Annotated in this window: 18 protein-coding genes; 13 read left to right on the top strand and 5 right to left on the bottom strand. The window is 70.6% G+C overall.

Going from position 1 to position 22158, the window contains the following annotated elements:
• Window positions 1-192: 192 nt before the first annotated feature.
• Window positions 193-1518 (bottom strand): threonine aldolase family protein, encoded by a 1326-nt coding sequence (locus ACWGI8_RS16245; RefSeq protein ID WP_453661416.1) that lies wholly within the window; start codon window positions 1516-1518, stop codon window positions 193-195.
• Between the two features lie 257 nt (window positions 1519-1775).
• Between ACWGI8_RS16245 and ACWGI8_RS16240 the strand changes: the two genes are divergently transcribed.
• The 10 genes from ACWGI8_RS16240 (at window position 1776) to ACWGI8_RS16195 (ending at window position 10190) form a co-directional block, all read left to right on the top strand.
• Complete coding sequence (locus ACWGI8_RS16240) at window positions 1776-2738, top strand: Rossmann-like and DUF2520 domain-containing protein (protein WP_453661421.1); 963 nt, start codon at window positions 1776-1778, stop codon at window positions 2736-2738.
• Entirely contained in the window at window positions 2738-3733 is a 996-nt protein-coding gene (gene panC / locus ACWGI8_RS16235; protein ID WP_453661420.1) for a pantoate--beta-alanine ligase, read from the top strand. Before ACWGI8_RS16240 ends, panC begins: the two co-directional genes overlap by 1 nt.
• Window positions 3734-3834: 101 nt before the next feature.
• A complete protein-coding gene (locus ACWGI8_RS16230; protein WP_453661418.1) occupies window positions 3835-5727 on the top strand; it encodes an L-aspartate oxidase in 1893 nt (630 codons plus the stop codon).
• Window positions 5724-6767, top strand: coding sequence for a carboxylating nicotinate-nucleotide diphosphorylase (nadC, locus tag ACWGI8_RS16225; RefSeq protein WP_453661415.1), 1044 nt, complete (start codon window positions 5724-5726; stop codon window positions 6765-6767). The genes ACWGI8_RS16230 and nadC overlap by 4 nt, the downstream gene beginning before the upstream one ends.
• Window positions 6767-7564, top strand: a complete 798-nt coding sequence (locus ACWGI8_RS16220) for a type III pantothenate kinase (protein WP_453661413.1) — start codon at window positions 6767-6769, stop codon at window positions 7562-7564. The genes nadC and ACWGI8_RS16220 overlap by 1 nt, the downstream gene beginning before the upstream one ends.
• 148 nt (window positions 7565-7712) lie before the next feature.
• Window positions 7713-8306: a hypothetical protein gene (locus tag ACWGI8_RS16215; RefSeq protein ID WP_453661411.1), complete on the top strand. Its 594-nt coding sequence runs from the start codon at window positions 7713-7715 to the stop codon at window positions 8304-8306.
• Between the two features lie 14 nt (window positions 8307-8320).
• On the top strand, window positions 8321-8509 hold the full coding sequence (locus ACWGI8_RS16210) for a hypothetical protein (RefSeq protein WP_453661409.1): 189 nt from the start codon (window positions 8321-8323) through the stop codon (window positions 8507-8509).
• 140 nt (window positions 8510-8649) lie between these two features.
• Window positions 8650-9099 carry a BlaI/MecI/CopY family transcriptional regulator gene (locus tag ACWGI8_RS16205; protein WP_453661408.1) on the top strand — a complete coding sequence of 150 codons (450 nt, stop codon included), beginning with the start codon at window positions 8650-8652 and terminating at the stop codon, window positions 9097-9099.
• Between the two features lie 9 nt (window positions 9100-9108).
• Entirely contained in the window at window positions 9109-9648 is a 540-nt protein-coding gene (locus ACWGI8_RS16200) for an amino-acid N-acetyltransferase (RefSeq protein WP_453661406.1), read from the top strand.
• A gap of 203 nt (window positions 9649-9851) precedes the next feature.
• Window positions 9852-10190: a histone-like nucleoid-structuring protein Lsr2 gene (locus tag ACWGI8_RS16195; RefSeq protein ID WP_453661405.1), complete on the top strand. Its 339-nt coding sequence runs from the start codon at window positions 9852-9854 to the stop codon at window positions 10188-10190.
• On the opposite strand, the gene ACWGI8_RS16190 is transcribed toward ACWGI8_RS16195, so the two are convergent.
• The gene (locus ACWGI8_RS16190; RefSeq protein WP_453661403.1) at window positions 10169-10774 is read right to left on the bottom strand and encodes an SCO3374 family protein; all 606 of its coding nucleotides are present in this window, start codon (window positions 10772-10774) and stop codon (window positions 10169-10171) included. The two genes, ACWGI8_RS16195 and ACWGI8_RS16190, sit on opposite strands and share 22 nt — an antisense overlap.
• Before the next feature lie 429 nt (window positions 10775-11203).
• On the opposite strand from ACWGI8_RS16190, the gene ACWGI8_RS16185 reads away from it, so the two are divergent.
• Complete coding sequence (locus ACWGI8_RS16185) at window positions 11204-13732, top strand: ATP-dependent Clp protease ATP-binding subunit (RefSeq protein ID WP_453661401.1); 2529 nt, start codon at window positions 11204-11206, stop codon at window positions 13730-13732.
• A 126-nt stretch (window positions 13733-13858) separates the two neighbouring features.
• Here ACWGI8_RS16185 and dacB read toward each other — a convergent pair whose 3' ends face one another.
• Both dacB and ACWGI8_RS16175 read right to left on the bottom strand, forming a co-directional pair.
• Window positions 13859-15475, bottom strand: a complete 1617-nt coding sequence (dacB, locus tag ACWGI8_RS16180) for a D-alanyl-D-alanine carboxypeptidase/D-alanyl-D-alanine endopeptidase (protein ID WP_453661400.1) — start codon at window positions 15473-15475, stop codon at window positions 13859-13861.
• Between the two features lie 102 nt (window positions 15476-15577).
• Window positions 15578-18586 carry an NACHT domain-containing protein gene (locus ACWGI8_RS16175; protein WP_453661399.1) on the bottom strand — a complete coding sequence of 1003 codons (3009 nt, stop codon included), beginning with the start codon at window positions 18584-18586 and terminating at the stop codon, window positions 15578-15580.
• Window positions 18587-19081: 495 nt separating this feature from the next.
• Here ACWGI8_RS16175 and ACWGI8_RS16170 point away from each other — a divergent pair, with 495 nt between their 5' ends.
• Window positions 19082-19702, top strand: coding sequence for a M23 family metallopeptidase (locus ACWGI8_RS16170; RefSeq protein WP_453661397.1), 621 nt, complete (start codon window positions 19082-19084; stop codon window positions 19700-19702).
• A 32-nt stretch (window positions 19703-19734) separates the two neighbouring features.
• Here ACWGI8_RS16170 and ACWGI8_RS16165 read toward each other — a convergent pair whose 3' ends face one another.
• On the bottom strand, window positions 19735-20301 hold the full coding sequence (locus ACWGI8_RS16165; protein ID WP_453661396.1) for a TetR/AcrR family transcriptional regulator: 567 nt from the start codon (window positions 20299-20301) through the stop codon (window positions 19735-19737).
• Between the two features lie 108 nt (window positions 20302-20409).
• Between ACWGI8_RS16165 and ACWGI8_RS16160 the strand changes: the two genes are divergently transcribed.
• Window positions 20410-22122, top strand: a complete 1713-nt coding sequence (locus ACWGI8_RS16160) for an MDR family MFS transporter (RefSeq protein ID WP_453661395.1) — start codon at window positions 20410-20412, stop codon at window positions 22120-22122.
• The last annotated feature ends 36 nt before the right edge of the window (window positions 22123-22158 follow it).

The raw sequence follows: 22158 nt of genomic DNA, 5'->3' as shown, positions 1-22158 counted from the left end.
ACCCCCAGCTGCGTTGTCGTCAGTCGCCAATGTCCCCCGTAGCCCTTCGGGCACGGGAGGTACCCCCACCGCAGTGGCTCCTTCCTCCGCCTTGCATCTGCACGCGCCGGACCCCGCTCGCCCCGCGGCGGTAGCCGCAGATGTCGCTGCCGGCCTGATCCAAACGACAGGCCCCAGGGGCGCGCCGCGCCCCTACCCCGCCTGTACGCGGGCCATGAAGTCCGCCAGCGCCTCCCGGACGTCGTCGGCGGTCCACGACAGGCCGTGGGAGGACACCGTCACCTCCGTCACGGAGACGCCCGGAGGACCGCCGGCGGCCGCCGGGAACCAGCGGCGGAAGAGGGTGACGCCGGTGTCCTCCGCCTGCCGGACCCCCGCCTCGGTCAGCACCTCGGCCTCGTACGGCAGCCAGACCTGGAACTGGTGGGTGTGCGGCGGTTCCGGGTGCACCCGGAACCACGGCACCCCCGGCGCGTCCGCCAACCCGGCCGACAGCGCCGCCGCGACCGTCTTGGCATGAGCGACGTACGACGGCAGCCGCGGCAGCTCGCGCTCCAGCCCGAGCAGAGCGGACAGCACCGCCGGGTACTGCTGGAACAGCTGCCCCCCGTACCGGTGCCGCCACGCCCGCGCCTCCTCCACGAGCGACTCCGGCCCGGCCAGCACCGCGCCGGACAGCCCCTCCAGGGACTTGTAGAACGACACGTACACGCTGTCCGCGAGCCCCGCTATCTCCTCCAGCTCGCGCCCGAAGTGAGGGGCGCACTCCCACAGTCGCGCGCCGTCGAAATGCACCACCGCATCGATTTCGCGCGCTGCCTCCACCACGTCCACCAGCTCGCCCCACTCGGGCAGCACGAAGCCCGCGTCGCGCAACGGCAGCTCCAGCATCAGCGTGCCGAACGGCTCGTCGAGGGCCCGCACCTCCGCGGCCGTCGGCAGCCGCGGCTCCTGCGTCGGGTGGACCGTACGCAGCCCGCTCACCGTGCCGAGCGCGCCACGCTCATGGACCTCGGGATGGGCGAGCGGATGCAGCGCCACCGTGCGGTTCCCCGTGCGCCCCGCCCAGGACCGCAGCGCCACCTGCTGGGCCATCGTCCCGGTCGGGAAGAACGCCGCGGCCGGGAACCCGAGCAGCGCCGCCACCCGCCCCTCCAGCTCGGCGACGACACCGTCCCCGTACACATCCACGCCCTCGTCCAGGTCGTGGACCGCCCCGGCCTCCGCCGCCAGGGCCGCCAGACGCTCGCCGATCCGGCCGTCCGCCGAGCCGCGCCACAGCAGCCGGTCGGAGGCGCGCCACGCGGCGAGCCTGCGCTGCCGCGCGTCCTGCTCGCTCTTCTCCTCCTGCTCGCTCTTCTCCGGCACGCTCGCCTCCGCCGCCTCGTCGTCCGTCCCGTTCCCCGCCACGTGCCCCGTCACGTCCCCCGTCATGTCCTCCACCGGGCTCCCCGTCACGTTCACCCCCACATGGCCCGTCACGTTCACCCCCACGCTGCCCGTCCCGTTCTCCGCCATCCTGCGATCATCGCCCATGTCCACTGTCCACGCGCCGTTGTCCACAGGCCCCGCCCCGGCCCGGACCCGCTGTCGCCTCCACAGCCTGTGGACAAGCGGAAGGTCGGTCGAAACGCTGGCGTAGCATGACGAAGAATCGTCCGGTACCCCCTGCGGACTGGAACGGAAGGCCGCCGCGCGTGAACGCACCACCACCGCCAGCAACACCACCGGCCCATGAGCCGGCCGACCCCAAGGACCGTCCGGCCCGCCTCACCGTGGGTGTTGTCGGGGCGGGCCGCGTCGGCCCCGCTCTCGCCGCGTCCCTGCAGCTCGCAGGACACCGTCCGGTCGCCGTCTCCGGGGTCTCCGACGCCTCCGTGCGCCGCGCCGCCGTGCTGCTGCCCGACGTACCGATCGTCCCCCCGGCCGAGGTGCTCGCCCGAGCCGAGCTGGTGCTGCTCACCGTCCCCGACGACGCCCTGCCCGGACTGGTCGAGGGCCTCGCCGAGACGGGCGCTGTCCGCCCGGGGCAGCTGTTGGTGCACACCTCGGGGCGGTACGGCACGGCGGTCCTCGACCCCGCCCGCCGCGCGGGCGGGCTCCCGCTCGCACTGCACCCCGCCATGACGTTCACGGGCACCTCCGTCGACGTCCAGCGGCTGGCCGGCTGCTCCTTCGGGGTGACCGCCCCCGAGGAGCTGCGGCTCGCCGCCGAGGCCCTGGTCATCGAGATGGGCGGTGAGCCCGAGTGGATCGAGGAAGAGGCCCGCCCGCTCTACCACGCGGCCCTCGCCCTCGGTGCGAACCACCTGGTCACCCTTGTCGCCCAGTCCATGGAGCTGCTCCGCACCGCCGGGGTCTCCGCCCCCGACCGGATGCTCGGCCCGCTCCTCGGCGCCGCCCTCGACAACGCACTGCGCTCGGGTGACGCCGCGCTCACCGGACCGGTCGCCCGTGGCGACGCCGGCACCGTCGCCGCGCACGTGTCGGAGCTGCGCAAGCACGCGCCGGGTACGGTCGCCGGCTATCTGGCCATGGCCCGGACGACCGCGGACCGTGCCCTCGCGCACGGGCTGCTCAAGCCGGAGCTCGCCGAGGATCTCCTCGAGGTCCTTGCGGACGGTTCGCAGGGCTCGCGCGGAGCGAACGGCTCGCGCGGAGCGGACGGAGCAGACGGCTCGCGCGGAGCGGACGGAGCAGACGGCTCGCGCGGAGCGGACGGAGAGAACGACCGATGATCACCACGCTGCGCACCGCCGCAGAGCTGCACGCCCTCACCCCGGCGTCGCCCGCCCGGCGCGCCGTCGTCATGACCATGGGCGCCCTTCACGAAGGCCACGCCACCCTGGTGCGCACCGCCCGTTCGCTCGTCGGTCCCATGGGCCAGGTCGTCGTGACGGTCTTCGTCAACCCGCTGCAGTTCGGGGCGCACGAGGACCTCGACCGCTACCCACGCACCCTTGAGGCGGACCTGAAGACCGCGGCAGAAGCGGGCGCCGACGCCGTGTTCGCCCCGTCCGTGGACGAGGTGTACCCCGGCGGAGCGCCACAGGTCCGGATCTCCGCGGGCCCCATGGGCGAGCTCCTGGAGGGCGCCTCCCGCCCCGGCCACTTCGACGGCATGCTCACGGTCGTCGCCAAGCTGCTGCACCTCACCCGCCCGGATGTGGCGCTGTACGGCCAGAAGGACGCCCAGCAGCTCGCCCTGATCCGCCGCATGGTCCGCGATCTGAACTTCCCGGTGGAGATCGTCGGCGTACCGACCGTGCGGGAGCCGGACGGCCTGGCGCTCTCCAGCCGCAACCGCTACCTGTCGCCCGCGGAGCGGGAGACCGCCCTCGCGCTCTCCCGGGCCCTCTTCGCGGCCCACGACCGGCTCGCCGCCCAGCAGGCGCTGCGGGCCCGGGCCGAGTCCGCGCCCGCGTCCACCGCGCGTGCCGCCGCCCTCTCCGCGCTCGGCGAGGCCCGCGCGGCCGCCGACGCGCACGCGGTGGCCGCCGCCCAGCCCGGCGGAGGCGCCGACGCCGTGCGCGCCGCGGCCCGAGCCGTGCTCGACGAGGCCGTAAAGGCGGCGCCGCCGCTCGCCCTCGACTATCTGGCCCTGGTCGACCCGGCCGACTTCACCGAGGTCCCCGACGACCACACCGGCGAGGCGATCATGGCCGTCGCCGCGCGGGTCGGCACGACGCGGCTGATCGACAACATCCCCCTGACCTTCGGAGCTGCCTCGTGATGAGCACCGGTACGACGAGCAGCGGTATGGCGAGCGGCGGCGCGGCGAGCGGCGGCGCGGCGAGCGGCGGTGCGGCGAGCAGCGGTGTGACGAGCAGCGGTGTGACGAGCACCGGCATACGGCTGAACGCTCCGGCTCCCGGCTGGGCCATCGATGCCGACGTCGTGGTTGTCGGCTCCGGCGTCGCGGGCCTGACGGCGGCCCTGCGGTGCGCGGCCACCGGCCTCCGTACGGTCGTGGTCACCAAGGCACTTCTCGACGACGGCTCCACCCGCTGGGCGCAGGGCGGTATCGCCGCGGCGCTCGGTGAGGGCGACACCCCCGAGCAACATCTGGACGACACCCTGGTCGCGGGCGCCGGGCTGTGCGACGAGGAAGCCGTACGCACGCTGGTCACCGAAGGCCCCGACGCGGTACGACGGCTGATCCTGACAGGCGCCCGGTTCGACACGGACGCCGAGGGCGACATCGCGCTCACCCGCGAGGGCGGCCACCACCGCCGCCGTATCGCCCACGCGGGAGGCGACGCGACGGGCGCGGAGATCTCCCGCGCACTGGCCGCGGCGATACGCGACGGCGCGATCCGCGTCATCGAGCACGCGCTGGTGCTCGACCTGCTGACGGACGACGCCGGGCGCACCGCCGGCATCACCCTGCACGTCATGGGCGAGGGCCAGCACGACGGCGTCGGCGCCGTGCACGCGCCGGCCGTGGTCCTGGCGACCGGCGGCATGGGCCAGGTCTTCTCCGCCACCACCAACCCGTCGGTGTCCACCGGCGACGGTGTGGCGCTCGCCCTGCGCGCGGGCGCCGAGGTGAGCGACCTCGAATTCGTCCAGTTCCACCCGACCGTCCTGTACCTGGGGCCGGGCTCCGAGGGCCAGCAGCCCCTCGTCTCCGAGGCGGTACGGGGAGAGGGCGCCCATCTCGTCGACGCGTCCGGCACCCGCTTCATGGTGGGGCAGCACGAGCTGGCCGAGCTCGCCCCGCGCGACATCGTGGCCAAGGGCATCATGCGCCGGATGCAGGAGCAGGGCGCCGACCACATGTACCTGGACGCCCGCCACTTCGGCGCGGAGATGTGGGAGACCCGCTTCCCCACGATCCTCGCGGCCTGCCGCAGCCACGGCATCGACCCGGTCACGGAGCCGATCCCGGTCGCCCCCGCCGCCCACTACGCCTCGGGCGGCGTCCGCACGGACCTCCACGGCCGCACGACGGTCCCCGGCCTCTACGCCTGCGGCGAGGTCGCCTGTACCGGCGTCCACGGCGCCAACCGCCTGGCCTCCAACTCCCTCCTGGAGGGCCTGGTCTTCGCGGAGCGCATCGCCGAGACCATTGCCGCGAACCGGGCCACCGCACCCGCACGCGCCTCGGCCCCCGCACCTGCCTCGGCGCCCGCACCCACTCCTGCCTCGGCGCCTGCATCCGCCTCGGCGCCCGCATCCGGGCACGCCGCGCCACCCGCCTCCGCGGCGCCCGCCGACGGCTGCGTACCCCTGCTCGCGCCCGAGGCGCGCCACGAGATCCAGCGGATCATGACGCACGGCGCCGGTGTGCTCCGCTCCGCCGAGAGCCTCGACGCCGCGGCGGACGCGCTGGAGGCGCTGCACCTGTCCGCGCTGCGCGACGCCGAGGAAGCCCTCGCTGCCGGCATCCACGCCGGCGGATCCGGCGCGGGGGAGCCGGGCGCCGAGTTCGAGAAGGCCGCCGAGCCAGGCGTGGAGTCCTGGGAGGCCACCAACCTCCTGCTCGTCTCCCGGGTCCTCGTCGCCGCCGCCCGCGAGCGCGCGGAGACCCGCGGCTGCCACTGGCGCGAGGACCACCCCGACCGTGACGACGCGGAGTGGCGCCGCCATCTCGTCGTACGGCTCTCCGCCGACCGGCAGCTCGTCGTGCACCGCACCCGCACCGAAGCATTTCCCGCAACAGCCCCCGTCCCCGCCCCGATCCCCACCCCCATCCCCACCGCCGACAGGGAGTCGCAACCGTGAGCACGCCCGAAGAACGTCCGGAGCCCGTGGACGTACCGCTGATCCAGATCGGCGCCCCCGCCGCCGACGAGACGGCCTGCGGCGACGACTGCGGCTGCGCCGACGAGGTGTACGAGTGCGGTCTCGACCCGGCACTCGCCGAACTCCTCGCGGAGGCCGGTCTCGACCCCGTCCAGGTCGAGGACATCGCGCACCTGGCGATCGAGGAGGACCTCGACGGCGGCGTCGACGTGACGACCGTCGCCACCGTCCCCGAGGACGCCGTCGCCACCGGCGACTTCACCGCCCGCGAGTCCGGTGTCGTCGCGGGCCTCCGGGTCGCCGAGGCCGTCCTGTCGATCGTGTGCACCGACGAGTTCACGGTCGAGCGCCACGTCGAGGACGGAGACCGCGTCGAGGCGGGCCAGAAGCTCCTCTCCGTCACCACCCGCACCCGGGACCTCCTCACCGGCGAGCGCAGCGCCCTCAACCTGCTGTGCCGCCTCTCCGGCATCGCCACCGCGACCCGCGCCTGGGCCGATGTCCTCGAAGGCACCAACGCGCGCGTGCGCGACACCCGCAAGACGACACCCGGCCTGCGCGCCCTGGAGAAGTACGCCGTGCGCTGCGGCGGCGGCGTCAACCACCGCATGTCCCTCTCCGACGCGGCCCTCGTCAAGGACAACCACGTCGTCGCCGCGGGCGGCGTCGCCCAGGCCTTCAAGGCCGTCCGGGAGACGCTTGCGGCCATGGGCACCCCGGATCTCGCCATCGAGGTGGAGGTCGACACCCTCCACCAGGTCCGCGAGGTCCTGGACGCCGGCGCGGATCTGATCCTGCTGGACAACTTCACCCCGGTGGAGACCGAGGAGGCCGTCGCCCTCGTCAAGAACCGCGCGGTGCTGGAGTCCTCCGGCCGGCTCACGCTCGCCAACGCCCGCGCGTACGCCGAAACGGGCGTCGACTACCTCGCGGTCGGGGCTCTCACCCACTCCTCCGCGATCCTCGACATCGGCCTCGACCTGCGGGACGCCCCGGATGCCGGAGAGGCGCAGGACTGATGCTGCTCACCATCGACGTCGGCAACAGCCACACCGTCCTCGGTCTCTTCGACGGCGAGGACATCGTGGAGCACTGGCGCGTCTCCACCGACCCGCGCCGCACCGCCGACGAGCTCGCGGTGCTGCTCAACGGTCTGATGGGCATGCACCCGCTGCTCGGCGACGAGCTCGGCGACGGCATCGAGGGCATCGCCATCTGCGCCACCGTTCCCTCCGTGCTGCACGAGCTGCGCGAGGTGACCCGCCGCTACTACGGCGACGTCCCCGCCGTCCTCGTCGAGCCCGGCGTCAAGACGGGCGTGCCCGTCCTCACCGACAACCCCAAGGAGGTCGGCGCGGACCGCATCATCAACGCGGTCGCGGCCGTCGAGCTCTACGGCGGCCCTGCCATCGTCGTCGACTTCGGCACGGCCACGACCTTCGACGCGGTCAGCGCGCGTGGTGAGTACGCGGGCGGTGTCATCGCCCCCGGCATCGAGATCTCGGTCGAAGCGCTCGGCGTCAAGGGCGCCCAGCTGCGCAAGATCGAGCTGGCCCGCCCGCGCAGCGTGATCGGCAAGAACACGGTCGAGGCGATGCAGGCAGGCATCGTGTACGGCTTCGCGGGCCAGGTGGACGGCGTCGTCCAGCGCATGAAGCGTGAGCTGGCGGACGACCCGGACGACATCACCGTGATCGCCACCGGTGGTCTGGCCCCGACGGTGCTCGGCGAATCGTCCGAGATCGACGAGCACGAGCCCTGGCTGACGCTGATCGGCCTGCGCCTGGTGTACGAGCGGAACGTCTCGCGTATGTGACGCCGACGCCGTGCGGAGCGCCGCTACGGCACGCCGCACGGAATGCCGGGGGACGGGCCGCCGCGCCACGGGTGTGACGTTAAACGAATTTTTTCCGATTAGCGCGTACTGTCGGCCCATGCCCACGCCATACGGATCCCGTGGTGGCATGGCGTTCAGTGCGGAGGAACTGCGTGTGCTCCGCCGCGCCCTCGCCATCGCCCTCAACCCTGCCCAGCCCCGCGAGAACGTCGTCCAGGACTGCCTGCGACTCGCCCAGTCCGTGGACGAGGCCGTCCGTGAGGCGGGCCGGCTGCGCGCGTTCCTCCTCGCCGATCTGGCCCGCTACCGCGATGCCCTCCCCGGCTCGGCCGCCGGCTACCTGGAGCTCCTCCAGGACGCCCTGGCCGCGGGGTACGACCCCGCCCCCGAGGACCTCGTGGCCCTGCGCGCCCTGCGCCGCACACCCGTCGGTGCCGCGTTGCTGGCGCGCTGCCAGGATCTGGCCGAGCAGTCGGTGCGCGCCCGTCTCGACGGCCGCGGCGCCGCCCTTGCCGCCGAGTCGCCGGCCTCGCGCGTCCGGCTGCTGGCCCTCCCCGGCGGCCGGGCCGCCGCCGGGGACAAGCCGGAGCCCCGCCCGGCGGCCCCGAAACCCGCGCCCGCACCCGCGCCGAGGCCCGATCGCCCGATCCCCACGCCGGGTGAGGTCTTCCCGCCGCGCCGGCGCCCCGTGCCCCCGTCGGAGAAGCGGGCCGCCGGATAGCTACTCTGGAGGGCATGGACTACGTATCCGCGCTCCTGCCCCCCGTAGTGATGGCCGCCTTCTTCATCGGCCTCGTCGTGACGATCGTCAAGAGTCAGGGCGGCCCGAACAAGGCCAAGGAGGACGCCGCCGCGGATGCGGCGATCGCCCGCGCGGAGGCGGCCCACCAGTCCCCCCTGGCGGACCGCCCCTCCGAGGCCTGACCCCGGCGGCGCCGGCAGCTCGGGTCCGGTTGGTCCCGGCTTCTTCCAGGACGTACGGCTCAATACAGCCGTACGTCCTTTTTCATACCCAAACTACGTCAATAACCAGTCATTCAGACATCTCCGACTATGGTGGCGATGTGCCCCGTCAATTGGGAGAGCTCGAAGACGCCGTCATGACGCGCATCTGGCAATGGAACCGCCCGGTGACCGTGCGCGAAGTCCTGGAAGATCTCCAGCAGGAACGGTCCATCGCCTACACCACCGTCATGACCGTAATGGACAATCTCCATCAGAAGGGCTGGGTGCGCAGGGAAGTCGAAGGCCGCGCCTATCGATATACCGCCGTCTCCACCAGGGCCGCCTACTCTGCCGCACTGATGAACGAAGCCTGGTCGAAGAGTGACAACCCCGCCGCAGCGCTTGTCGCCTTCTTCGGGATGATGTCGGCGGAGCAGCGCCAGGCACTCCAGGACGCGATCCGCGTCGTTCAGCGCGACACCGCGGAAGACGCTCACGAAGTGCACCAGGAACGTTCTCTCGAACAGGACACCGAGGGCGCCGAGGGCGCGGACGGAGCGGGACGATAGCGTCCGGTCATGTCGTCAGCGCATCCGCTTCCCAATGCCGCAGCAAATGCCGTCACCGTCCGGCGGGCCAGGACCAGCGATGTAGCGGCGGTACGCCGTCTCGTCGACCCTTACGTGAGCGAAGGCATCCTGCTCGACAAAGCCACCGTGACGCTTTACGAGGACATCCAGGAGTTCTGGGTCGCGGAACGCGACACGGACGCCCGAGTGGTCGGCTGCGGTGCGCTCCACGTCATGTGGGAAGACCTCGCGGAAGTACGTACTCTCGCCGTGGACCCCAAGTTCCGCGGCTTCGGCGTCGGTCATCAGGTGCTGGGACAGCTGCTGCACACGGCCCGCTGGCTCGGTGTGCGCCGGGTATTCTGCCTCACCTTCGAAGTCGACTTCTTCGCGAAGCACGGGTTCGTGGAGATCGGTGAGACTCCGGTCGACGGAGATGTCTACAGCGAGCTGCTGCGTTCCTATGACGAGGGCGTCGCAGAGTTCCTCGGTCTCGAACGAGTGAAGCCGAACACCTTGGGCAACAGCCGGATGCTTCTGCACCTGTGATCGCGGCATCGACGGGAAGCAGTGACTGAACCCCGGACTGAACCTCCGACGGAACCCCGGACTGAACCCCCGACGGAACCCTATGTCCGAATCGCGCACGTTTCCCGCGTTCTCAGGGTTCTGAACCTCTGCCAAGGGTTTGTGTTTTCCAGAGAAAAGCGGTTTCCTTTCCGCGTACTGCATTTTCGATGAAAGGAAATCCGGTGGCACAGAAGGTTCAGGTCCTTCTTGTCGACGACCTCGACGGCGGCGAGGCGGACGAGACCGTGACGTTCGCTCTGGACGGCAAGACCTACGAGATCGACCTCACCACCGCCAATGCGGACAAGCTCCGTGGCCTGCTCGAGCCCTACACCAAGGGTGGCCGGCGTACTGGCGGTCGTGCCGCGACCGGCCGTGGAAAGGGCCGCGTCGCTGCGGCGACGGGCAACAAGGACACTGCCGAGATCCGCAAGTGGGCGAAGGAGAACGGCTACAGCGTCAACGACCGCGGTCGTGTTCCCGCCGAGATCCGCGAGGCTTACGAGAAGGCCAACGGCTGAGCATTCGCATGCGGCCCAGCCGCATTCGTACGCACCAAACGGGCCCGGTGGCAGGCATTCGCCGCCGCGTCCACAAGCCGTACGAGGTCGGGGGTGCCCCCACCGCCCCCGGGTCCGGCACTGCGCCCGACGGGGGTGAACGCGGGCAGTGACGGCTCCACCTCGTGTCCCGGCTCCGGGGGCCGCAGCCACACAGCGGCCCCCTGGGGGACAGGTGGGGCAAGGGGGACGGCGCCTCCCGGTGGCGCCGGTGCGGCCATCGAGCCGCCCGGGCCGAGGGCCGTCAGATCGAGGCCGATCCCGCCCCACTCCAGCCAGTCCAGCAGCCCGGGCAGCTCTTCCGCGCCGCCGGCGGCCACCAGCAGCCGCATCCTGCTCCCCGCGAGGGCGACCGGCCCGGTCCGTTCGTACCGCTTCAGCAGCGCGAAGCCCGCGTCGGCCGGCAGCTCGAGCACATCGAACCGCAGCCCGGTGAGCAGCTGCACCGGCGGCCCGTCGCCCGTCGCCCATCCGAGCTCGTGCTCGTACCACCGCGCGGTGCCGCCGTCGAGCGGCATGCGGGGTGACGGGAGAGTGAAGGCCATACCCCGGGAACTCCCGAGCCCACCCGATAGTTACGCACTGTTGAGCCCTGGTTGCTCAGAGTGGCCGAGAGGGGGCGGTGCGGGGTGGGCCGGGGGCGCAAGGATGTTCGCCCGTAGCGGAGGGAACCGGCGTGCGCCGCATGGAGTGTCACTGCTAACGGGTAAGACATCCCTAGTGGGGACGGGCGACACGCATGGTTTGGAGTCTCACGTTCGCCATCGGCGTACAGATGGCGCGGGTATCTGCCTGGCCTGCGGGAACATCGTCTCGCACCATCAAGTTAGGGCTGTTGTCGGCGTTCGGGGCAGGAGGCCATCGACGGGTGTCGGCAGTTGGAATGAGCGGTCCCCGCTTGCGGGACTAAGCTGCGGAAGGACAGGGAGGGGATCGACCCCTAACTGACTGACCGCTCTGAGGAGCGATTAACGATGTTCGAGAGGTTCACCGACCGCGCGCGGCGGGTTGTCGTCCTGGCTCAGGAAGAAGCCCGGATGCTCAACCACAACTACATCGGCACCGAGCACATCCTCCTGGGCCTTATCCACGAGGGTGAGGGTGTCGCCGCTAAGGCCCTGGAGAGCCTCGGGATTTCGCTCGAGGCGGTCCGCCAGCAGGTGGAGGAGATCATCGGCCAGGGCCAGCAGGCCCCGTCCGGGCACATTCCCTTCACGCCCCGTGCCAAGAAGGTCCTGGAGCTGTCGCTCCGAGAGGCTCTTCAGCTGGGCCACAACTACATCGGCACGGAGCACATCCTGCTCGGCCTGATCCGCGAGGGCGAGGGCGTCGCGGCCCAGGTCCTCGTGAAGCTCGGCGCCGATCTCAACCGGGTGCGGCAGCAGGTCATCCAGCTGCTTTCCGGTTACCAGGGCAAGGAAGCCGCCACGGCAGGCGGCCCGGCCGAGGGCACGCCTTCGACCTCCCTCGTCCTCGACCAGTTCGGCCGGAATCTCACCCAGGCCGCTCGTGAGTCCAAGCTCGACCCGGTCATCGGGCGCGAGAAGGAGATCGAGCGGGTCATGCAGGTGCTGTCCCGCCGGACCAAGAACAACCCGGTGCTCATCGGCGAGCCCGGCGTCGGCAAGACGGCGGTCGTCGAGGGCCTGGCGCAGGCCATCGTCAAGGGCGAGGTGCCCGAGACTCTCAAGGACAAGCACCTCTACACCCTGGACCTGGGCGCGCTGGTCGCCGGCTCCCGTTACCGCGGTGACTTCGAGGAGCGCCTGAAGAAGGTGCTCAAGGAGATCCGTACCCGCGGCGACATCATCCTGTTCATCGACGAGCTCCACACCCTGGTGGGTGCGGGTGCCGCCGAGGGTGCGATCGACGCAGCCTCGATCCTCAAGCCGATGCTGGCCCGGGGCGAGCTGCAGACCATCGGTGCGACGACGCTCGACGAGTACCGCAAGCACCTGGAGAAGGACGCGGCCCTGGAGCGCCGCTTCCAGCCCATCCAGGTCGCGGAGCCGTCGCTGCCGCACACCATCGAGATCCTCAAGGGCCTGCGCGACCGCTACGAGGCCCACCACCGGGTCTCCATCACCGACGAGGCCCTCGTCCAGGCCGCGACCCTGGCCGACCGGTACATCTCGGACCGCTTCCTCCCGGACAAGGCGATCGACCTGATCGACGAGGCCGGCTCCCGGATGCGTATCCGCCGGATGACCGCGCCGCCGGACCTCCGCGAGTTCGACGAGAAGATCGCCGGTGTCCGCCGGGACAAGGAGTCCGCGATCGACTCCCAGGACTTCGAGAAGGCAGCTTCCCTCCGCGACAAGGAGAAGCAGCTGCTGGCGGCGAAGGCCAAGCGGGAGAAGGAGTGGAAGGCCGGCGACATGGATGTCGTCGCCGAGGTCGACGGCGAGCTGATCGCCGAGGTCCTCGCCACGGCCACCGGTATCCCGGTCTTCAAGCTGACGGAGGAGGAGTCCTCCCGTCTGCTCCGTATGGAGGACGAGCTCCACAAGCGCGTCATCGGCCAGAAGGACGCCATCAAGGCGCTGTCCCAGGCGATCCGGCGTACCCGCGCCGGTCTGAAGGACCCGAAGCGCCCCGGTGGCTCGTTCATCTTCGCCGGCCCGTCCGGCGTCGGTAAGACCGAGCTCTCCAAGACGCTCGCCGAATTCCTCTTCGGCGACGAGGATGCGCTGATCTCCCTCGACATGTCGGAGTTCAGCGAGAAGCACACGGTTTCCCGTCTCTTCGGTTCCCCGCCCGGATACGTGGGTTACGAAGAGGGCGGCCAGCTCACCGAGAAGGTGCGCCGGAAGCCGTTCTCCGTCGTCCTCTTCGACGAGGTTGAGAAGGCCCACCCCGATATCTTCAATTCCCTTCTCCAGATCCTGGAGGACGGTCGCCTGACCGATTCCCAGGGCCGGGTCGTGGACTTCAAGAACACGGTCATCATCATGACGACCAACCTCGGGACCCGGGACATCTCCAAGGGCTTCAACCTGGGCTTCGCCGCCCAGGGCGACGTCAAGTCGAACTACGAGCGGATGAAGGTCAAGGTCAACGAAGAGCTGAAGCAGCACTTCCGGCCGGAGTTCCTGAACCGTGTCGACGACACGGTCGTCTTCCACCAGCTGACCGAGGAAGACATCATCCAGATCGTCGACCTCATGATCGCCAAGGTGGACGAGCGGCTGAAGGACCGCGACATGGGCATCGAGCTCAGCTCGACCGCCAAGTCGCTCCTGGCGAAGAAGGGCTACGACCCCGTGCTGGGCGCCCGTCCGCTGCGCCGGACGATCCAGCGCGAGATCGAGGACGTGCTGTCGGAGAAGATCCTCTTCGGCGAGCTCCGCCCCGGTCACATCGTGGTCGTCGACACCGAGGGCGAGGGTGAGGAGAAGAAGTTCACCTTCCGCGGTGAGGAGAAGTCGGCTCTGCCGGACGTCCCGCCGATCGAGTCGGCCGCGGGCGGCAGCACCGGTCCGAACCTGTCGAAGGACGCGTAAGCGTTCGGAACGCGTAGAGGGGCTGCCCCGGACCTTCGGGTCCGGGGCAGCCCCTTTTGCGTGCCGCGGTCACGAGCGGGCGTCATGGCCCGGACCGTGTCCTCCGTATGGTCCGGGCCACCGGATTCAGCAGAACTTCGGCTTCTGCCAGGCGCATTCGAGCTCGGCGGGCGCCGCAGGTGCGCCGCCACGCAGGCGCGGAACCGGCACGGCGGCGATCGTGCCGTCGGCCGTGTCGGACTTGGCCAGGGTCACCACGATCGCGTCCTCGATGCTCTTCACGGAGGAGGCGAGGTAGTTGTTGAGGACGATGCTGTAGACGAGTTCGCGGCCGCCGGCGTCGGTGACGTACCCGGAGAGGGCTGAGGCGCCGGTCAATGAGCCTGTCTTGGCGCGGGTGTTGAGGGCGGCCGGGGTGTTGCACATGCGGGTGCGCAGGGTGCCGCCGATGGCGCGGTCGGGGTTGCAGGCGACGGGCAGTGAGGCGTACCAGTCGGCGTACCAGGGCGCGTCGCGGACGGCCAGCAGGAGACGGGCGAGCTGGTCGGCGGGGAAGACGTTCATCCGGGACAGGCCCGAGCCGTCGACCTGGCGGAGCTGCGCCGCGTCCACGCCTTCCTTCTTCAGATAGCCGTCGATGGCGGCGAGGCCCGCGCTCCAGGTCCCGCGTCCGGCGGTCTCGTACCCGATCGTCTTGGTCAGGGCCTCGGCGTGCATGTTGTTCGACAGCTTCATGAAGGGGAGCATCAGCTCCTTCAGCGGCATGGAGCTGTGCGTCGCGAGGACCGCCGCTCCGGCCGGGGTGGGCCGGCCGAGCCGCGGGCTGCCCGAGACCCGTACACCGTGCTCGGCGAGCGCGTCGGCGAACACGGCCGCGGCGTAGCCGGTCGGCTCCCAGACGGTGATCCACTCCTTGGTCGCGGATGCCCCGACCGGGATGCCACCAGTGATGACAAGGGTGTTGGTGCCGTGTTCGCGCTCGATGGCGAGGGTGTCGGTCTGCCCGGCGGGGACCGTGGTGCCCCGGATGTCGGCACGTACGTAGTCGGTCGGCGGAGTGATCTTCACCCGCGGCTTGTCTCCCGGCGCGGCGCCGGGGAGGGCTTCGACGATGACCGTACCGGCGTCGTAGTCGGTGTCGGGCGCGACGGTCAGCGGCGAGATCTGCGCCTCGTAGTACGAGGATTCGTCGTCGGCCGCCCAGTGACGCCCCAGGCGGTTGGTGTCGAAGCGGGTGTCGTCGGCGACGAGCCGGCCCGTGACCCTGCGGATGCCCGAGGCGCGCAGCTGTTCGGCGAGCCGGCCGTAGTCGGCGGCGAGCGTGGTGGGGTCGCCGGTGCCGCGGAGGTAGAGATCTCCGTACAGGGTGGAGCCTTGGCGGCGGCCGGTGGAGAGGACGTCCGTACGGAACCGGTAGTCGGGTCCGAGGAGCGCCATCGCGGCGGTGGAGGTCGCGAGCTTGGTGTTGGACGCGGGCATCAGCCGGTCGCCGCCCGCGCGTTCGTAGAGCCGCTCCCCGGTGGTGGCGTCGGCGATGACGACGCTCGCGGCGCCGCCCGCCATCCGGGAGTCGGCGAGGATCGTGTCGATGGCGCCCTTGAGCCCGGTGTCGGAGGGCCCGGCCCCGGCGGGCGCGCTCCCGGTGCTCCAGGTGAGGGCGGCGACGAGGCCGAGGGCGAGCGGCCAGGTCCGGGCGCGGCGAAGGATCCCGCGGCCTTTCATGCTCATCACGGGTCTACTCATGGCACAGGAGGATGACGGACGGGGACGGGGGCGGGAAGAAGGCGTGGCCCGTGTCTCTCATGAGGCGTGGCCCGTGGCTCTAATTCGGCGTGACCCGTGGCTCTAGTTCGGCGTGGTGATCTGTACCTGGACTCCGGGTGGGAAACCGTCGGCCCCGGAGATCCGGTCGCGGTCGCCGACGACGAGGACCTGCTGCAGTCTCTCCAGCGCGAGCAGAGGCGACAGATCCACGAGGAAGTTCCGCCGGAACAGATGCACGACAACGATCGAGGTGATGTCCGGGAAGCGGTGCGGGACCCGGTCCAGGGACGGTTCCGCGCTGCGCAGCTCGATCTGCAGCTCCCCGACCGGTGACACGGCCTCCATCACGGCGAGTTGCTGATCGTCCATGAGGATTTCGGTGATCGGCAGTCCTGCCATGGCCGAAAGGTCCGTGATCTCAGGGCAGCGGTCGAGTTCGAGGGTGCGCAGCGAGTGCCCGTCCTCGAGACAGGTGAGGTCTGTCAGCAGCGCGTTGCCGGAGATACGAACCTCCGGGGGTGAACAGGCCCGTACGGTCTCCGCGATGAGCTCTCCGGGAAGGTCGCCCTGGAAGTGCAGCCCGCGGCTGGCGCCCAAGGCCCTCAGTATCCCTGCCTGTTCGGCGTTCCGGACGGTGAACTGCAGGCCGTCCGGGTCGATGGCCGCGATCACCTCCCTCGCGTACCGCTCGGTGTTGTACCGGTCCCAGGCCCAGACGAGCTGGGACCGCACCGTGAGTACGGGGTGAGAGGTGTACCGCGACAGGAACGGGATCGCCGCGTCCGTCGCGATATGGGAAGCGGCGATGACCGTCATACGGGCCGCTGAACCGCTCCCCACCTTGTCGGGGCCCGGCAGCAGATCGAGCACGAGCGGTCCGGCGGCCGAGAGAGCGCGCGCCTCTTCGACCGAGCGGGGCGGAATGACCTCCGCCGTACGGCGGAGCAGCTCCTGGCGGATGTCCGGGGAGATCTCCGTCGCCTGCTCCATCGCCGCCGCCGCGACGACCAGAATCCGCAACTGCCTGCGGCGGCTCTGCTCCGCGTCCGCCGCGGCCAGCAACTCGGTGAAGATTTCGGCGCATTCGCGCGGCCGCGCATGAGCCACGCTCATCCGGATGACGTCCTCCCACTGGTCGTCCGCCGCGTGCTGGGCCAGGACGCCGATGTGCCACTCGTCGACGATCGCCTTCGCGGCGAGGTAGTCCTGGAATGTGCGGTGGACGAAGTCCACGGCGCCGGGGGAGGGTTCGCGGAGCAGTCCGCTGCGGTGGAGCAGATGGTCGAAGACCGCCTGCGGATCTCCGGCCGCCGCCGCCTCGGGAACGGCGGGAATCGCACCGAGGACCAGCGATTCGGCCCGTGAGCGGTCCATCTCCGTACGGCCGTTGAGCGTGAGCCAGTATGCGAGGCGCTGGATCAGCTGGATCTGCGGGGCCTCGGGAAGGTCGACGCCGGACGGCGTTCCCATGTCCCGCTCCCGGTCGCGACGGGCGAGCAGCATCGACAGCGCGGCTTCGTACAGCGCCTTGCGGCCACGCGGCAGAAAGCCCCGGCGGTCGCGGTGCAGTGCGCACATGAGACCGCACATGAGGGGGTTGGTGGCGAGGCGGGCGAGATCCTGCTTGGTGCGCAGCGCGTCGAGGAGCGGCTGCTCGTACGGCTGTGCCTCGGTGCCCGCGGCCCGGTGCCAGCGCTCCACAAAGGCATGTACCTCGGTCCTGCGCATGGGGGAGAGGGTGAGTTCGGTGAAGCCCTCGGGGGTGAGCCAGTCGTCGCCCACGGCGGAGGGGCGGGAGGTGACGAGCCAGCGGTTGCCCCCGCTGCTGCCGTCGTCGTACGTGGCGAGCAGATCGCGCAGCCAGCGGCGGGTGCGGCCCCGCTCGGCCTCGGGGACCTCGTCGATGCCGTCGACGAGGATCAGGCCGCGTCCGGCCGACAGGACGCGGTCGGCCCAGCCGTCGGGCGGGGAGAGCGGGCAGCCGACGGCGGCGAGGAAACGGTCGGGGCCGGGCAGCCGCTCGCCGTGGCGGGTGAGGGTACGCAGGGGCAGGACGAAGGGGATGCGGTCGTGGAGGTACGCCATCCGCTCGGCCGGGTCCTGGCTCGTGGTGGAGACGGCGAGCCACTGGACGAGCGTGGTCTTCCCGGAGCCCGCGACCCCGCGCAGGAGGACCTTGTCGTGCTGGGCGAGGGCCTGGTCGGCGCGGACCGGTGCGGCGTCGAGCGGCACCACGTCCGCCAGCTCCTCCAGTTCCTCCAGCCCACTGAGGGGCGGCATGAGCGGACCACCCGGCCGGTCCTGCTCGCGGAGGGCGGACGGCCGCTCCGCGAGGTGCCGGGCGATCCGGCCCGGCCGTACCTGGCGGGCCTCCCCGGCGCTCGCCTCCAGGCTCAGGTACGCCACGTCCAGCGGCCAGACATCCGGCGAGTCGTGCAGGTCGATGCCGTAGATCGTCAGGCTGCCGTGCTTCCTGGCGACGTACGCGAGATAGCGGCGCTCGAAGGCCACGTCGCGGCCGTCGGCGCGGGGCGTACGCAGGATCAGTTCGTCGAGCCGGGCGAGCAGCTCGGCCTGGGTGCGGCTCTGCTCGACGAGAGTGCGGGCGATGAAGGACGAGCGCTGGGTGAAGAACTGGAGGATGTGCAGGCAGGCCCACTCGGTGAGCGAGTCGAGGTAGAGGGTGGCGTCCGCGGACAGCCCGTCGGCGGCGCGCCCGGCGGCCGCGCTGGTCCGCAGCCGCCGCGCCAGCTCGCGGTGGCCGTGGCGTACCGCCTGGACGTCGTCCATGTCGAGGTCCCCGAGTGCGAGCAGCGTACGGGCGAGGGCCTCGGCGACGGCCTCGGTCTCATCGGCCGGGAACGGGGGCTCGCCGGGACGGTCGAGCGACTGGCGGACGAGGGTGCCCGCGAGCTTGCGCACGTCCTTCTCGGTGAGGGTGCGCTTCTCGCCGCGGAACGAGACGAGGCCGGCCAGGCGTACGGGCTTGTCCGTCAGGCCGGCGCCGTTTCCCTCCTGGACCAGGAGCCGCTTGAGGAGCGGGGCGAGGGCCGCCGAGGCCAGCCGGGTGCCGATGAGTGCGGGCTCCATGCGTGATCCCCCCAGATCCCCAAGATCCCAGAGCTCCAGGATTCCGGAGCTCAAAGGGGGCGTTTCCCCCCGAAAATCGCCGCTTTCGCTGTGACCCACGACGCACCGGCCCCGTCGCGGCCGTGACAAGGCGCACAGGCCGTTCCGAGCCTACTAGGCGCCTTAGTGGGGGTTCTTGGTGGCGCTCCGGGGCCTGCGGGGGTCGTGGGAGGGGCTTTCGGCCCGGTGGTGGCGGAGTGAAGGGCGGCCTGCGGCGGACATCGGGATCGAACTGCCTCTACGTGGGGTTAAACCAGCCTTCGTCCGGAGATTTCGGGCAATGCCGGACGGTCGATGCGGCATCGTCAATGGCCCTGCTCACACTGCCCCATCTACGAGTAGATGTCGTAGATGGGCTGTTTGAGGTGGGTTGGGGTGCCGGGTTACCAAGGTGGGGCACCCGGTGCTCCTGCGCCGGGTCGGTTCTTGCCCGTACAGCCCGGAGGTTCTCCCCGCATGTCGAAGCGCATCATCAACCGTTTCCGCTCGTCCGTTCTCCCGACCCGTGGTTCCGTCGTGGCCGCCGGACTCGGCGCAGTGATGGTCGTCGGAGCCGGTGCCGGTGTCGCGTCCGCCGCCGCGGCGGAGACCGTCACCAGCACCACCGCCGTCGCCGCGGCCGCCGCCGAGGCGAAGGCCCCCACGGCGAAGAAGTCCTCGGCCTGGGTCAAGCCGGTCGTCGGTTACACGCTGACCGCCAGCTTCAACCAGGGCGGCGCCATGTGGTCCCACAAGCACTCCGGGCAGGACTTCGCCGTGCCGGTCGGCACCGCCGTCAAGGCCGCGAGCAGCGGTGTCGTCGTGAAGGCCGGCCCGGGCGGCGGCGGCGACGGCTCGGCGTACGGCAACGCCATCGTGATCAAGCACGGCAACGGCACGTACTCGCAGTACGCCCACCTGTCGCAGATCAAGGTCAACATCGGCCAGACGGTGGACACCGGCAAGGTCATCGCGCTGTCCGGCAACACCGGCAACTCTTCCGGCCCGCACCTGCACTTCGAGATCCGCACGACCCCGAACTACGGCTCGGCCGTCAACCCGGCGTCGTTCCTGCGGTCCGAGGGCGTCAGCATCTGACCCCTTGCGCCGGTCGGCCCGCCGGCGCCGGTTTACTCCGGGCGCCCGTGACGATGGGCCTGAGTCACCAGATCGATGGCGACCTCGAGGACAGCTTCGCGCTTCTCCTCGGGGTCGCCTTCGACGTTCTGCATGAAGAACATGCCTGCGTGCATCGTGAACAGCGCGCTGATGCAGCGGACCCGGTCGGTCATGCTCGACTCCGGCTCCTGGACCAGCCGGGTCATGGTGATCATGCGTTCCTTGAACGTCTCGCCGATGCTCAGCTCGCGCACGGTGGCCTGGTTCTCCTGCATGAAGCGGAAGAGCGGGGCCGCTCCGGTGAGTGCGGCCTGGTAGCGGCGCAGGAGCTCCGTCTTGGTCTCCAGGGTGCGCGGCTGCTTCTCCGCCCAGGCGATCAGCTCGTCGATCGGCCGGGTCAGATCCTGGAAGAGGCTGATGACGATGTCTTCCTTGGTCTTGAAGTGGTAGTACAGCGCCGCCTTCGTGACCTGCAGCTCCTCGGCGATCTCGCGAAGGGATGTCTTCTCGTAGCCCTGCTCGGCGAAGAGTTCCAGGGCGACGTCCTGAATGCGCTGGCGGGTGTTGCCTCTGGCCATGGAAGCTCTCCTGGAACGAATACTTACTTGACGCCCGGCTAGTTGCAGGGCTACGGTCCCCAGTGTAGTCAACTAGCCGGGCGGCAAGTAAGTGTGCGGCGGGCGGGTATGCAGGGGAGTGGGTTCGGGACCATGGCCGGAAAAGAAATACTGAGGGGGGCGGCGCCCGAGGGTGCCGAGAGGCGGGCGGGGGCCGAAGCGCCCGGGGCGTCCGGAGCCTCCGGGGCGTCGGGGGCATCCGGTGCGGCTGCGGGGGCCGGCCCGTCCGCCGCCCCTGACGGGCCGCAGCCGCGCAGCGTCCGCGTCGTACTGCTCGCGCTCATGATCGCGATGCTGCTCGCGATGCTCGACAACATGATCATCGGCACCGCGATGCCGACCATCGTCGGTGAACTCGGCGGCCTCGAGCATCTGTCCTGGGTGGTCACCGCGTACACCCTGGCCACCGCCGCCTCCACCCCCATCTGGGGCAAGCTCGGCGACATGTACGGCCGCAAGGGCGTCTTCCTCACCTCGATCGTGATCTTCCTGGCCGGGTCGGCACTCAGCGGCATGGCCCAGGACATGGGCCAGCTGATCGGCTTCCGCGCCGTACAGGGCCTGGGCGCCGGCGGTCTGATGGTCGGCGTCATGGCGATCATCGGCGACCTCATCCCGCCCCGGGAGCGCGGCAAGTACCAGGGCATGATGGCCGGCGTGATGGCCCTCGCCATGATCGGCGGGCCGCTGGTGGGCGGCACCATCACCGACCACTGGGGCTGGCGCTGGAGCTTCTACATCAATCTGCCGCTCGGCGCTGTCGCTCTCGCCATGCTCACGGTCGTCCTGCATCTGCCGAAGAAGGAGCGCGGGGCGCAGCGGATCGACTACCTGGGCGCCGGGCTCCTCACCGTCGGCATCACCTCGATCGTGCTCGTGACCACCTGGGGCGGCACGGAGTACGCCTGGGACTCCGCCGTGATCATGGAGCTCATCGCGATCGGCGTCGCCTCGCTCATCGGCTTCCTCTTCGTGGAGACCAAGGCGGCGGAGCCGATCATGCCGCTGCACATCTTCCGCAGCCGCAACTTCTCCCTCATGTCGGTGATCGGCTTCCTGACCGGTTTCGTGATGTTCGGCGCGGTGCTCTTCCTGCCGCTGTTCCAGCAGTCCGTGCAGGGCGCGTCCGCCACCAACTCCGGACTGCTGCTCCTGCCGATGCTGCTGTCGATGATGGTCGTCTCGCTGATCGCGGGCAGGGTCACCACCAACAGCGGCAAGTACAAGATCTTCCCCATCATGGGCGGCGGGCTGATGGTGGCCGGTCTCTTCCTGCTCGCGCAGATGGACACCGGCACCTCGCGGCTCACCTCCGGGCTCTACATGGCGGTCCTCGGCGCCGGTATGGGCTTCCTGATGCAGATCACGATGCTGGTCGCACAGAACAGCGTCGACATGAAGGACATGGGCGTCGCGTCCTCCGCCACCACCCTCTTCCGTACGCTCGGCTCCTCCTTCGGTGTCGCGATCATGGGCGCGCTCTTCACCTCGCGGGTGCAGGACGAGATGGCGGCCCGTGCCGGGTCCGGCATCACCCAGCAGTCCGCGCAGCTGGATGCGGCGAGCCTGGCGAAGCTGCCGGAGCAGGTGCGCGAGGCATACCAGTTCGCGGTGTCCTCGGGGACGCACTCCGCGTTCCTGCTCGGCTCGGCGGTCGCCGTGATCGGCTTCCTGGCGGCGTTCTTCGTCAAGGAGGTGCCGCTCAAGGGCGCGGGCCCGGCGAAGCCCGAGCCGGCGACGGATGCCCCGCAGGCTGAGGCGAAGCTGGCGGAGACCGTCTGACCAGCAGGTTCTGCGATATCGCGGCCCTCGGCGCAC

Source organism: Streptomyces sp. NPDC054841, from assembly GCF_053611045.1.
The sequence above is the reverse complement of the archived record's forward strand: the minus strand, read 5'-3'. Positions and strand labels throughout refer to the sequence as shown.